The following is a 13,201-nucleotide window of genomic DNA, read 5'->3' on the forward strand; positions in this document are numbered from 1 at the left end:
ATGCGCCGCGCGCGCATATTTCAAGTTTGTAAGAAATGATGCGCGGGATCGCAACCCGGACGGGCTTTAACGTCTTGTAACATTCGCGCCCGTGCCGCACCCCTGCCGCACCGGTGCGGCGGGAATGATGGCGCAGCGCGCGGAGACATCCCGCACGCGGACGGGCAATAAAAAAAGAGCGGCACATCGCGTGCCGCTCTTCTTGTTTCGGGAACCGCTGCCGCGTTATCGCGACATCATGTTCATGGTCACGTTGTGCATCACCCACAGCGTGCCGACGATCAGGATCGCCGCGGTCAGCACCGTGTAGCTGAACGCCATCACGTTCCAGCGCTGCCCCGACGAGCTGTTCATGTGCAGGAAGTACACGAGGTGCACGACGATCTGCACGAACGCGAGCACCGCGAGCGCGATCAGCGACGCATGCGGCGACAGCACGCCGCCGAGCACGAGACCGAACGATGCGGCCGTGAGCAGCACCGACAGGATGAAGCCGGCGATGTAGCCGCCGACGCTGCCGTGCCCTGCTTCGAGTTGAGACGAATGCGAATGGGCCATTTAGATCACGCTCGCAAGATAGACAAAGGAAAACACGCAGATCCACACGACGTCGAGGAAGTGCCAGAACAGGCTGAGGCACGTCAGGCGCCGGATGTCGCGCTCGGTCAGCGCGTGGCCGAACGCGATCTGCGCGGCCAGCACGATCATCCACACGAGACCCGCGGTCACGTGCAGCCCGTGCGTGCCGACCAGCGTGAAGAACGCCGACAGGAACGCGCTGCGCTGCGGGCCCGCGCCTTCCGCGATCAGGTGCGAGAACTCGCGTAGCTCCATCGCGAGAAACGCCGCGCCGAGCACGAACGTCACCGCGAGCCAGACGAGCGTCGTGCCGCGCTTGCCGCGGTGCGCGCCGAGCATCGCGAAGCCGTACGTGATGCTCGACAGCAGCAGCGCGGCGGTTTCGACCGCGACGCCCGGAATGTCGAACAGGTCCTTCGCGGTCGGGCCGCCGGCGTACTGGTTGCCGAGCACCGCGAACGTCGCGAACAGCGCCGCGAAGATCACGCAGTCGGTCATCAGGTACAGCCAGAAGCCGAACACCGAATGCGACGGCGGATGGTCGTGGTCGTCCGCGTGGTCGACCAGGTTTGCGCTCAAGGTTTTCTGCAACATCAGTTGGTCTCCAGTTCCACGTCGTCGACGCGCTGCGCGGTCGTGCGCGCAGCGTGTCGCGGCTCTTCGATTCGCCGCACCGTGGAGGCGGGAATGTAATAACCGTCGTTATTGCGCGAGCTGTAGATCACGAGCGTCGCGACGATGCCGGCCAGCCCGGCGATCGCGAGCCACCAGATGTGCCACACGAGCGCGAAGCCGAGCGCGAGGCTGAACACGCCGATCACGAGACCCGCGCACGTATTCGACGGCATGTGGATGTCGCGGTACGCCGCGCTCTTCCCCTGCCCTTCGCCGCGCGCCTTCATGTCGGCGAACGCGTCGAGCGCCCGCACCTGCGGGATCGTCGCGAAGTTGTACGCCGGCGGCGGCGACGTGGTCGCCCATTCCAGCGTGCGGCCGCCCCACGGGTCGCCCGTCGTGTCGCGGTTCTCGGGCAGGTTGCGGTTGCGGATGCTGACCACGAGCTGCAGCAGCTGGCACGCGATGCCGATCGCGACCAGCACGGCGCCGAACGCCGCGACCAGCAGCCACGGATGCCATGCCGGATTGTCGTAGTGGTTCAGGCGGCGCGTCATGCCCATGAAGCCGAGCACGTACAGCGGCACGAACGCGACGTAGAAGCCGACCTGCCAGAACCAGAACGCGGCCTTGCCGAGCTTCTCGTTCAGCTTGAAGCCGAACGCCTTCGGGAACCAGTAGTTGAAGCCCGCGAGATAGCCGAACAGCACGCCGCCGATGATCACGTTGTGGAAGTGCGCGATCAGGAACAGGCTGTTGTGCAGCACGAAGTCCGCGCCGGGAATCGCCATCATCACGCCGGTCATCCCGCCGAGCGTGAACGTGACCATGAAGCCGATCGTCCACAGCACCGGCGTCGTGAATTCGATCCGGCCGCGGTACATCGTAAACAGCCAGTTGAACACCTTCACGCCGGTCGGGATCGCAATGATCATGGTCATGATGCCGAAGAACGCGTTGACGTTCGCGCCCGAACCCATCGTGAAGAAGTGATGCAGCCACACGAGGAACGACAGCACCATGATCGCGCAGGTCGCGTACACCATCGTCTTGTAGCCGAACAGCGGCTTCTTCGCGAACGTCGCGATGACTTCCGAGAAGATCCCGAACGCCGGCAGGATCAGGATGTACACCTCCGGATGCCCCCACGCCCAGATCAGGTTCAGGTACAGCATCGCGTTGCCGCCGGCTTCGTTCGTGAAGAAGTGCATGCCGAAGTAGCGGTCGAGGCCGAGCAGCGCAAGCGTCGCGGTCAGGATCGGGAACGACGCCATGATCAGCACGTTCGTGCACAGCGCGGTCCACGTGAACACCGGCATCTTCATCAGCGACATGCCCGGCGCGCGCATCTTGATGATCGTCACGAAGAAGTTGACGCCCGTCAGCAGCGTGCCGACGCCGGAAATCTGCAGCGCCCACAGGTAGTAGTCGACGCCCACCCCGGGGCTGTACTGCAGTTCCGACAGCGGCGGATACGCGAGCCAGCCCGTCTGCGCGAATTCGCCGATCACGAGCGAGATGTTGATCAGGATCGCGCTGACCGCCGTCATCCAGAAGCTCAGCGAGTTGATGAACGGGAACGCGACGTCGCGCGCGCCGATCTGCAGCGGCACGATCAGGTTCATCAGGCCGACCATGAACACCATCGCCATGAAGAAGATCATGATCACGCCGTGCGCGGTGAAGATCTGGTCATAGTGATGCGGCGGCAGGAAGCCGGGCGCGTTGTACGAGAGCGCGAGCTGCAGGCGCATCATGATCGCGTCGGCGAAGCCGCGCAGCAGCATGATGAATGCGACGATGATGTACATCACGCCGATCTTCTTGTGATCGACCGACGTGAGCCATTCGCTCCACAGCCATTTCCACCGGCCGGTGATCGTCAGTGCGGCGAGAATGCCCAGCACGACGAGCCCCATGAAGGCGCCCGCCCCCATGATGATGGGCTGATCGAACGGGATCGCCGAAAGTGTCAGTTTGCCGAACATGCGTTACCCCTTCGTGCCGCAGGCGGCGTCCTTCAGGTCGAGGACGTGGCCATCGTTGTATTTCGCGATGATGTTATGGAAGAGCTTCGGATCGACCGACGAGAAGTAGCGCACCGGCGCCTTCTCGCTCGGCTGCGCGACCGTGCCGTATGCCGTCATGTCGAGCCGGTCGGACGACGCCTTCACCTTCTGCACCCATGCATCGAACTGCTCGCGCGGCTCGGCGAGCGTGCGGAATTTCATGTCGGAGAAGCCGCGGCCGCTGAAGTTGGCGGACGTGCCCGCGTAATCGCCCGCTTCGTCGGCGATCAGGTGCAGGCGCGTCTGCATGCCGGCCATCGCGTAGACCTGGCCGCCGAGCTGCGGGATGAAGAACGAGTTCATCACCGAGTCCGACGTGATGCGGAAATTCACCGGCGTGCCGACCGGAATCGCGAGCTGGTTGACCGAGGCAATGCCGAGCTCCGGATAGATGAACAGCCACTTCCAGTCGAGCGCGACCACCTCGACGTCGATCGGCTTGACCGACGACTCGAGCGGCTTGTACGGGTCGAGCTCGTGCGTGGTCTTCCACGTGAGGACGCCGAGGAACAGGATGATCAGCGTCGGCACCGTCCAGATCACGACCTCGATCGCGGTCGAGTGCGACCAGTCCGGCGCATACGTCGCGTTGCGGTTCGACGCGCGGTAGCGCCACGCGAAGAACAGCGTCAGCAAAATCACCGGCACGACGACGATCAGCATCGCCCACGTCGACGTCGCGATCAGCGACTTCTCGGCAGCGCCGATGCTGCCTTTCGGATTCAGCACGTCGAGGTTGCAGCCGGACAAACTCAAGGTCACGGCGAGCGGCAGCAGTCTCGACGCGCCTTTCAAAGCCTTTCTTTTCATTACACAGCCTGGTTGTCTATGAATCCATCCACGCCCGATGCGCATTCGATCCACGAAAGTGGCGGCATCTTAAGGCGACTGGATTTGTTGAAAATCAACAAATGCGGCAAATGATCATTGCAAAATTTGCTGTGTGTCAGATTGTCGCGGGGCTGCGACGCATGCGCGCAAGCAGCCCCCGACACATCGGCGCCGCGGCGATCAGTCGTGCACCGACGCCACGAACGACGACTGCGCCGGCGTCGCGCCGTCCCCGTCCGGCACCTTCGATTGGCCGGCCTCGTCGATCAGGCGCGCGACCGTCGGATCGATCGCGTCGGTGAACGGCTTCGGATCGACGCCGACCATCAGCACGATCAGCGCGAGCGACGCGAACACCACGATCTCGCGGCGGTTCAGGTCGACGAGCTGCGCGATGCGCGGGCTCGCGACCTTGCCGAACACGACCCGCTTGAGCATCCACAGCGTGTACGACGCGCTGAGGATCAGCGTCAGCGCCGCGAGCGCGCCGATCCAGAAGTTGAAGCGGATCGCGCCCATGATGATCATGAACTCGCCGACGAACCCCGACGTGCCCGGCAGCCCCACGTTCGCCATCGAGAACAGCAGCGTGAACGTCGCGAAGCGCGGCATCACGTTCGCGACACCGCCGTACTCCGCGATCGCACGGGTGTTCGTGCGGTCGGACAGCACGCTCACGCAGAGCAGCATCGCGCCCGCGACGAAGCCGTACGACACGAGCTGCACGATCGCGCCTTCGACGCCGATCCGGTTGAACAGGAACAGCCCGAGCGTGACGAGCCCCATGTGCGCGACCGTCGAATACGCGAGCAGCTTGCCGAGATCGGTTTGCGCGAGCGCGAGCAGGCTCGCGTAGATGATCGCGAACAGCGACAGCGCGATCACGGCCGGCGCGAAGAAATGGCTCGCGTCCGGCGTGATCGGCAGCGCGAAGCGCAGGAAGCCGTAGCCGCCGAGCTTCAGCATGCCGAGCATCAGCGCGGCGCCGGTCGGGCCATCCGAGTAGACGTCGCGCAACCACGTATGAACCGGCCACATCGGCACCTTGACCGCGAAGGCCGCGAAGAAGCCGAGGAACACCAGCAGCTGCGGCGCGAAGCCGAGCTGCAGCGTGCGCCACACGCTCATGTCGAACGTGTGCGACTTCGCGTACAGGTACAGCATCGCCATCAGCAGCAGCAGCGAGCCCGCGAACGAGATGAAGAAGAACTTCACCGCCGCATGCACGCGGTTTTCGCGGCCCCACGTGCCGATCAGCAGGTAGAGCGGGATCAGCGTCGCTTCGAAGAAGATGAAGAACAGCAGGCCGTCCTGCGCGGCGAACACGCCGACCATCAGTCCCGACAGGATCAGGAACGACGCCAGGTATTGCGCGACGCGCACCGTGACGGACTCCCACGACGCGACGACGATCACGAGCGTCGTGAAGGCGGTCAGCACGACGAGCCATAGCGACGCGCCGTCGATCCCGACGCGCCAGCCCGAACCGAACGCCGCGAGCCAGTCGTGGTGCTCGACGAACTGCATCGCGGCCGAATGCGTGTCGAAGCCCGCGACCAGCGGCACGACGGCCGCGAGCCCGGCGAGCGCGCCGGCAAGCGCGATCAGCCGCGTGCGGCGTGGATGGCGGTCGGAACCGGCGCGCAGCAGGAACGCGCCGAACAGGATCGGAACCCAGATGGCCAGGCTCAGAATGGGGAAAGCTTGCATGTCAGTAAAGCCCTGAGAGTGCCGCGCGCTGGATCGGGGACAGGCGCAACGAAAGGAACGAAATCGACTTGAAAGGTAGATTTCGTGGATCGCCGGTGTCGGGCAAATGTAAAGCGGCATCTCGCGAGAACTTGATGCCGGTCAAGCGCAGCCGGGTTAACCAGCATAAAACGGTTGATTATTTTTTGCAGCGCAGCAAGACGACCGTTTAAAACGCCGTTCCAGATAATTGATTTTAATGATTAATTTTTTTGATCTGGAACGAGTAAATAGCGCACTTCCGACGCATTGCCGCATTTTTTGACGCCATCGGCTGTCGTCGCACGCAAGACGGCTCTGCGGAGCGCGCCCCGAATCTGCACGGCGGCCGACTCGGAATCCTTACAGTATTTATTACATATTTATTTCATTTTGCTGCCGTGCGCGCCCGTCGACGGCTAGCGATTCCGGCAAAGTTCGGCAAGCACCGCCAGGCGCCGGCCCGGTTCCCGGACGAACGGATTCGACTCGTCCCAAGCGTAGCCCGCGAGGATCGAGCAGATCATCCGCCTCACTTCCTGCGCCTTGTGGTCGTAGAAGACGACATCCTGCAGCGCGCCCGAATACCAGTGCTCGACGAACTCGCGAAACACGTCGATGCCCTTGCGCAGCGCGACGTCGTAATCACGATGCCAATCGACCGCCTCGCCGCGCAGCTGGCGCTCGAGCGCGCGCACCGCCAGATGCGACGAACGCAGCGCGATCGTCACGCCCGACGAAAAGATCGGGTCGAGAAACTCGCCGGCATTGCCGAGCAGTGCATAGCCCGGCCCGTGCAGGCGCTCGACGTTCGACGCGTAACCACCGATATGCCGCACCGGCATCACGAACGGCTTGTCGCCGACGAGCAGCGCCAGCGTCGGCTCGGTCCGCAACAGCTCGCGCAGCAGCGGCTCGCGACGCGCTTCGGGGACGTCGAGGAAACTGGCCTCCGCGACGCATCCGACCGACGAGCGCCCATTCGTCAGCGGGATCATCCAGAACCACACGTCGCGCCGCTCCGGGTGCACCGCGATGCAGATCTTGTCGCGATCGGTCGAACCTGCGGGCAGCCGGTCCTCGACGTGCGAGAAGATCGCCGCGCGCGTCGGCATGCGCGTCGGCGCCTCGAGATCCAGCAGGCGCGGCAGCACGCGGCCGAAGCCGCTCGCATCGAGCACGAACGACGCCTGCACGCGATAGTCGCGGCCGGCTTCGTCGACGACGTCGAGCGTCGGCCGGTCGCCGGGCGCGAAGGCACGCACCGTATGGCCGAACCGCACCTCGGCGCCCTGCTGCGCCGCGCAGCGAATCAGCAGGTCGTCGAAGGCCGCGCGCTCGACCTGATACGCGGTGCCCCACCCCGGCGTGAACTTGTCGCGGAAGTCGAACGACGCCATCCGGTCGCGATGCACGAAGTACGCGCCGTTCTTGAACTGGAATCCGGCTTCGATGACCGGCTGCAGCATGCCTGCCTCGTCGAGGTATTGCATGCTCTGCGGCAGCAGGCTTTCGCCGATCGAGAAGCGCGGAAAGTGCTGCCGCTCCAGCACGAGTACCGATCGGCCCGCCTTGCGCAGCAGTCCCGCCGCGACCGCACCGGCAGGCCCCGCGCCGATGATCGCGACGTCGACCTCGACCGGACCGGAGTTCGTTTCATTCATGTTTGCTTGCCCTTTGTTGCTTGCCCTTTGTTGCCCTTTGCGCGTGATTGTTCAGACGGAATCTCCACGCCGCGCCGGCACGATGCCAATTACGATAAGCGACCAATAAACCGAAGAGTCTAACAAGGGCCCCATGCCGTCTTCCCGCCTGCACGCCGCCACCTATGTTTCTGAGACCGCCTTCGGCGTCTGGTGGCTGCGCACGGACACCTGGGAACATCGCGTGCTGCGCGTGGCAGCCAAGGCAAATCGTTCCGGCTGCTGAACGACGGTTCGCGCCCGCCAGGATCGTCGGCATCGCCTGCCCGATCGCCAGCGCGGCGCTCGGGCACGCGGACGCCGTGCTGCTCATCGCCTTGGGCACGACATAAGGCGGCGTCTTGTCGATGCCGCGCTGCGCGCCGATCGCGATCGCGTCGTCATAGGCCGCGATCGAGCCGATGCCTGAGCCGACGATCGCGCCCGCGCGCGGCGCCGCCGACACGTCGTCCAGCGCATTGCCGAGACACGACACGGTGCCGAGCCCCGTGACGACGACGCGTGAGCCGCCCTCCTCCGCGGTCAACTTCGCCGCAACAACACGACGAAGAACAGGCTGCCGAACAACGCGGTCACCACGCCGATCGGCAGATCCTCCGGCGCCGCGAGCGTGCGCGCGGCCACGTCGGCCCACACCAGCAGGATCGCGCCCGTCAGCGCGGCGACGGGCAGCAGCCTCCCATGTTCAGCGCCGACGATGCGCCGGCACAGATGCGGCGTCACCAGCCCGACGAAGCCGATCGCGCCGCTCACCGCGACCATCGCGCCCGTCGCGAACGACGCGATCACGAAGACCTCGCGGCGCATGCGCGCGCTCGGCACGCCGAGCGCCGCCGCCGCGACGTCGCCCGACATCAGCGCGTTGAGTTCGCGGCGGCGCGCATACAGCGCCACGCCGGCCAGCACCGCACACACGGCCGGGACCGGCAACAGGTCCCAGCGCGCGAGGCCGACGCCGCCGAGCATCCAGAACAGCACCGACGCCGTCGCGCGCGGGTCGCCGAGATACAGCATCAGGTTGCCGAGCGCGGCCATCATGAACGACACGGACACGCCCGCGAGCAGCAGCCGGTCCGATTCGAGCCGGCCGCGCCGGTACGCGAGCGCGATCACGCAGGCCGTCGCGGCGAGCGCGCCCGCGAACGCGGCCATCGACAGCGTGAACGGCCCGAACGCCGCGCCGAACCCGAGCGTCGCGGCGACCGCGCCGAGCATTGCACCGGCGCTGACGCCGAGCAGGTGCGGATCCGCGAGGCGATTCGCGGTCGCGGCCTGCAGCGCGACGCCGACGCTCGCGAGCGTCGCGCCGACGAGCGCCGCGAGCAGCGCACGCGGGATCCTGATCAGCCAGACGATGCTGTCGTCGCCGAGGTTCCCGGCGAGCGCCCCGTCAAGCGGCGCCGCGTGGCCGAAAGCGGCCGCGACATGCGTGACGACGATTCGCACCGCCTGCGCGGGCGCGATCGGCGCCGACCCGAACGCGGCCGACAGCACGGCCGACACCGCCAGCAGCACGGCGAGCAGCGGCAGCGCGATGCCCGCGCGCAGCCGCGCGACCCGGACCGGCGCGCTCATCGCGGCGCGCGCGCGAACGCGGCCGGATACAGCGCGCGCGCAATCGTCTCGACGGCCGTGACATTCTCCGGGCCCGGCGTCGCCGCGTCGTACGGCACCACCACGAAGCGCCGGTCGCGGACGGCGGCGACGCGCGCCAGCGCCGGCTGGCTCATGAGGAAGCGCTGCTTCTGCTCGGCGGTCACGGCCGAGTAGTCGACGATCACGATCGCCTGCGGATCGCGTTCGACGACGCTCTCCCAGCTCACCTGCGTCCAGCTGCGCGGCAGGTCGTCCATCACGTTTCGCGCGCCGGCCGCGGCCAGCAGCGCGGTCGGCATCGCGAGGCCGCCCGCCGTCGTCGGCTTGTCGGTGCCGCTGTCATAGACGAACACCCGCAGCGGCGGCCCGGCGGCGGCGACCGTGCGCGCAACCGCCGCGAGCCGCTTGCGCATCGCATCGACGACCTGCCGGGCGCGGGCTTCCACCGCGAAGATGCGGCCGAGGTTCTGCAGGTCGCGGAATACGTCGTCGAACGACGCGGGCGGCCGCGACATCACGTGCGAGCACGACTCCGTCAGTTCATACGTGCGGATGCCGAACGGCGCGAGCGTGTCGGGCGTCACCGGGCCGCCGACGTTCATCCCGTAGCCCCACCCGGCGAGGTAGAAATCGGCGCGCGCCGCGACCAGCACCTCGAGCGACGGATACTGGCTCGCGAGTTCGGGCACGCCGGCGAGCGCGGCGCGCAGCCGCCCGTTGCCGGTTTTCCAGCCGCCGATGCCCGTATACCCGACGAGCCGGTCCTTCAGGCCGAGCGCGAGCAGCATCCCGGTCAGGTTGGCGTCGTTGCTCACGGCGCGGGTCGGCGCGCGGTCGAACGTCACGTCGCGGCCGCAGCTGCGCACGGTGACGGGATAGGCGCTTGCGTGCGCGGCGGCGCAGCCCAGCGCGACGGCGGCGACGAGGCGCCGCAGGTCGGGGATCGGCATGAGAGTCATTCCGGATGAAGCGGCGTATGAAGGGGAGTAATGCGCGGCCGGCCCGTGACGGGATGACGGTCGACGAGCGCGGCGACGCCGAACACGCCGCGCAGCATCGCTTCCGTCAACACGTCGTCCGGCGCGCCGGACGCGACCACCTGGCCGTGCGCGAGCACGTAGAGCCGGTCGCAGTACGCCGCCGCGAGGTTGAGATCGTGAATCGTCGCGAGCGTCGGGATGCCGAGCCGCCGCACCCGCGCGAGCAGTTCGAGCTGATGGCGCAGGTCGAGATGGTTCGTCGGCTCGTCGAGCAGCAGCAGCTCCGGCTGCTGGACGAGCGCGCGGGCCAGCAGCGCCCGCTGCTTCTCGCCGCCCGACAGCGATGCGAACGACTGCGCGCGCCGCGCCAGCAGGCCGACGTCGTGCAGCGCGCGCTCGACGATTCCTGCGTCGTCGGCCGTATCCGCGTCGAACAGCCCCTTGTGCGGCGTGCGGCCCATCCACGCGAGCTCGTCGACGGTCAGCCCGAAGTCGTCTGGCGTCTCCTGCTGGAGCACGGCGATCCGCCGCGCAACCGCGCGCGGCCGCATGCGCCAGACGTCCTGCGCATCGAGCGCGACGCTGCCGCCGTCGGGCCGCGTGTAGCGGAACACGCAGCGCAGCAGGCTCGTCTTGCCGCTGCCGTTCGGGCCGACGAGCCCGACGAACTCGCCCGCGCCGACCGCAAGCGTCACCGTGTCGAGCACGGTCGGCACGCCGGCGGGCGACCAGCTCACGCGATCGATCGACAGCATCGGCGTCGGCATGCGCACCGTCATCGCTAGAAGCGCAGCGTCGCGACGAGCTCCGCCGAACGCGCGGGGCCGAGCAGCCATTGCTCGCCGCCGTTCGACGTCGTCACCGCATATGTGCGGTTCGCGAGATTGCGCAGATAGAGCGCGAGGTCGACGTGCGACGTCGGGCGCCACAGCAACGACGCGTCGAACACCGTGTACGACGGCGTCGACACGCGGTTCGCATCGTCGCCGTAGGTGCGGCCGACGTAGCGCACGCCGGCATTCGCCTGCCAGCCCTCCGCGAACGCCCAGCCGAGCCACAGATTCGCGGTCTGCTGCGGCACGTTGGCCGGCACGTTGCCGGCGCGCGAATGCGCGACGCCGCCGCTCGTCTGGTTGAATTCGTCGTAGCGCGCGCGCAGCAGCGCGACGTTCGCGTCGACCGTCCAGCCGTGCGGCAGCCGCGCGCCGCCCGTCAGCTCGACGCCGCGCGACGACTGCCGGCCGACCTGCTGGCGCAGCGCCGGGTTGAACGGGTCGGTGCTGAGCAGGTTGCGCTTCGTGATGTCGTATACGGCGAACGTCCAGTACGCGCGGCCGTCGGCGAGCGTCTGCTTGACGCCCGCCTCCCACTGCTCGCCCGTCGCGAGCCGGTAGTTCGCCTGCGACGCCGACAGCGTCACGAGCGAGCCGAGCCCCTCGGCGCCCGTCGTGTATTGCGCGTATGCGGACAGCGTCGGCGTGACCTCGAACACGAATCCGGTGCGCCAGCCGACGTTCGCGAAGCGCTTGTCGAAGCCGGCGCCCGTCGCCGCCTGCTCGCGGCGATACGTGACGTGGTCGTAGCGCAGCCCGCTCACCCAGGCGACGCGCGGCAGCACTTCCAGACGGTTCTCGGCGAAGATCGCGGCCTGGCGCGTGCGCGTGCTGAATTGCGGCACAGTCGGATCCGGGCTCGCGAACACGCCGGGATCGAAGCCATGCGCGTCCACCGTCGATTCGCCGCGATACGGCGAATTGTTGCTGCCGTCGAACGTGATCTGGTTGAGTTCCGCGCCGATCACGAAGCGGTTCGCGCGGCCCAGCACGCGGCCGTCGAGTCGCGCGCTGACGCGATCGCCGATCTGCCGCTGGTGATGACCGATCTCGAGGTAGTCGCTGCGCGTCACACGGCCGGTCGACGCATCGAGCGCGTAGGACTCGGCATTGCGCCAGTGGCGATTGGACGTCAGGTAGTAGAACTGGTTGTCGATTCGCACGCCGACCGTCGGCCGGTACGTGGCCGACAGCCGCGTCCACTGGTCGTAGTAGGCAATCGTCGCATCGCCGACGTTGTAATTGAGCTTGCGCAGCGTCGAATCGAGCACGCCGTTCGGGGCCGGCACGCCGTAGTAAGTCGCCGGCTTCTGGCGGCCGTAGTCGTAGTCGAGCGTCAGCGTGAGCCGCGGGCTCGCGTCGAACTTCAACGCGCCGCCGAACGCGGTCGTATGCGTATCGGCCCGTGCCGCGAGGCCGTTCGCGCGCGCATCGCTCGCATAGAACCGGTACGACAGCCGCGAACCGAGCGCGCCCGTCGTGTCGAACGCGACGCGCTTGCCGCCGCCGGTCTCGAAGCCCGTCTGCAGCGTCGTCTCGCGGACGGACTGCGGCCGCTTCGGCACCACGTTCACGACGCCGCCGATCGCGCCCTCGCCATACAGCACCGACGCCGGACCGCGCAGCACCTCGATGCGGTCGACCGACCACGCATCGAACGGAAACGTGATCGTGCCCGCGGCGGGAAGGAGCCGTACCCCGTCGAGCAGCGTCGTGACCGACTCCTGGCCGCCGAAGCCGCGCACGCTCAGCGCGGTGCCGCCGTTGCCGGGCGAGGCCGCGCTCGAGAAGCCGGTCGCGCGGGTCGCCGCGTCGAGCACCGTGTGGTCGCCGCGCGCGGCGATCGCCTCTGCCGTGACGGTCTCGACGCTCGCCGGCGTATCGAGGCTCGACAGGCCGAGCCGCGAACCGGTGTCGAGCACGCGCGACAGCGGATCGAGCGGCGCGCCTTGCGCGGTGACGTTGATCGCCGGCAGCGCGTGCGGGGCGGCATCGGCCGCTGCGGCCTCCGCGGCAAGCGCGCCGGAAGTCGTCATCGCGCAGGTCAGCATCGTCGTGCAGCCGCGTCGCGTGTGCTTGAGCGTCAGCCAGGCCGCCCCGCTCCCGCGCGGCGGGCTGCGTCGCCGCGCGTCGCGGGTCGGTGGTCGCGTTGTTTTGGTCACTGTGTATCGATCTTCGTGTGGTTCCGCCGCGCGCGAAACCACGCACCGGCAGGCAGTCGCACCGGTCGGCGATGCAATCCTGCGATGATACATTATATCGTCAGG

Annotated in this window: 10 protein-coding genes and 1 pseudogene; all 11 read right to left on the reverse strand. The window is 67.3% G+C overall.

Annotated features, from left to right (window positions below; all coding sequences use genetic code 11):
- Positions 1 to 225 precede the first annotated feature (225 nt).
- Positions 226 to 558, reverse strand: a complete 333-nt coding sequence (cyoD, locus tag B7P44_RS11065) for a cytochrome o ubiquinol oxidase subunit IV (RefSeq protein WP_084903887.1) — start codon at positions 556 to 558, stop codon at positions 226 to 228.
- Positions 559 to 1,173 (reverse strand): cytochrome o ubiquinol oxidase subunit III, encoded by a 615-nt coding sequence (cyoC, locus tag B7P44_RS11070; protein ID WP_084903890.1) that lies wholly within the window; start codon positions 1,171 to 1,173, stop codon positions 559 to 561.
- Positions 1,173 to 3,182 carry a cytochrome o ubiquinol oxidase subunit I gene (gene cyoB, locus B7P44_RS11075; protein WP_084903893.1) on the reverse strand — a complete coding sequence of 670 codons (2,010 nt, stop codon included), beginning with the start codon at positions 3,180 to 3,182 and terminating at the stop codon, positions 1,173 to 1,175. Before cyoB ends, cyoC begins: the two co-directional genes overlap by 1 nt.
- 3 nt (positions 3,183 to 3,185) lie before the next feature.
- Positions 3,186 to 4,073, reverse strand: coding sequence for a ubiquinol oxidase subunit II (gene cyoA, locus B7P44_RS11080; RefSeq protein ID WP_084903895.1), 888 nt, complete (start codon positions 4,071 to 4,073; stop codon positions 3,186 to 3,188).
- Between the two features lie 201 nt (positions 4,074 to 4,274).
- Positions 4,275 to 5,804, reverse strand: coding sequence for a complex I subunit 4 family protein (locus tag B7P44_RS11085; protein ID WP_084903898.1), 1,530 nt, complete (start codon positions 5,802 to 5,804; stop codon positions 4,275 to 4,277).
- Positions 5,805 to 6,241: 437 nt separating this feature from the next.
- Positions 6,242 to 7,486, reverse strand: coding sequence for an NAD(P)/FAD-dependent oxidoreductase (locus B7P44_RS11090; RefSeq protein ID WP_084903900.1), 1,245 nt, complete (start codon positions 7,484 to 7,486; stop codon positions 6,242 to 6,244).
- A gap of 253 nt (positions 7,487 to 7,739) precedes the next feature.
- A pseudogene (locus B7P44_RS11100) lies at positions 7,740 to 8,051 on the reverse strand (hypothetical protein); the annotation flags it as partial.
- A complete protein-coding gene (locus tag B7P44_RS11105) occupies positions 8,048 to 9,100 on the reverse strand; it encodes a FecCD family ABC transporter permease (RefSeq protein ID WP_084903903.1) in 1,053 nt (350 codons plus the stop codon). The gene B7P44_RS11105 and the pseudogene B7P44_RS11100, both read right to left, overlap by 4 nt.
- Positions 9,097 to 10,071, reverse strand: a complete 975-nt coding sequence (locus B7P44_RS11110; protein WP_407923989.1) for an ABC transporter substrate-binding protein — start codon at positions 10,069 to 10,071, stop codon at positions 9,097 to 9,099. Before B7P44_RS11110 ends, B7P44_RS11105 begins: the two co-directional genes overlap by 4 nt.
- A gap of 5 nt (positions 10,072 to 10,076) precedes the next feature.
- Positions 10,077 to 10,868: an ABC transporter ATP-binding protein gene (locus B7P44_RS11115; protein WP_231716607.1), complete on the reverse strand. Its 792-nt coding sequence runs from the start codon at positions 10,866 to 10,868 to the stop codon at positions 10,077 to 10,079.
- Between the two features lie 14 nt (positions 10,869 to 10,882).
- The gene (locus B7P44_RS11120) at positions 10,883 to 12,970 is read right to left on the reverse strand and encodes a TonB-dependent receptor (protein WP_084906592.1); all 2,088 of its coding nucleotides are present in this window, start codon (positions 12,968 to 12,970) and stop codon (positions 10,883 to 10,885) included.
- Between the last annotated feature and the right edge of the window lie 231 nt (positions 12,971 to 13,201).

The sequence above is a fragment of the Burkholderia ubonensis subsp. mesacidophila genome, assembly GCF_002097715.1.
GTDB lineage: Bacteria > Pseudomonadota > Gammaproteobacteria > Burkholderiales > Burkholderiaceae > Burkholderia > Burkholderia mesacidophila.

Coding starts and splice junctions, on each gene's coding strand:
- B7P44_RS11110 (WP_407923989.1), bottom strand. CDS start 10,071: ATGCCGATCCCCGACCTGCGGCGCCTCGTCGCCGCCGTCGCGCTGGGC.
- B7P44_RS11090 (WP_084903900.1), bottom strand. CDS start 7,486: ATGAATGAAACGAACTCCGGTCCGGTCGAGGTCGACGTCGCGATCATC.
- cyoB (WP_084903893.1), bottom strand. CDS start 3,182: ATGTTCGGCAAACTGACACTTTCGGCGATCCCGTTCGATCAGCCCATC.
- B7P44_RS11085 (WP_084903898.1), bottom strand. CDS start 5,804: ATGCAAGCTTTCCCCATTCTGAGCCTGGCCATCTGGGTTCCGATCCTG.
- B7P44_RS11115 (WP_231716607.1), bottom strand. CDS start 10,868: ATGCCGACGCCGATGCTGTCGATCGATCGCGTGAGCTGGTCGCCCGCC.
- B7P44_RS11120 (WP_084906592.1), bottom strand. CDS start 12,970: ATGACGACTTCCGGCGCGCTTGCCGCGGAGGCCGCAGCGGCCGATGCC.
- cyoD (WP_084903887.1), bottom strand. CDS start 558: ATGGCCCATTCGCATTCGTCTCAACTCGAAGCAGGGCACGGCAGCGTC.
- B7P44_RS11105 (WP_084903903.1), bottom strand. CDS start 9,100: ATGAGCGCGCCGGTCCGGGTCGCGCGGCTGCGCGCGGGCATCGCGCTG.
- cyoA (WP_084903895.1), bottom strand. CDS start 4,073: ATGAAAAGAAAGGCTTTGAAAGGCGCGTCGAGACTGCTGCCGCTCGCC.
- cyoC (WP_084903890.1), bottom strand. CDS start 1,173: ATGTTGCAGAAAACCTTGAGCGCAAACCTGGTCGACCACGCGGACGAC.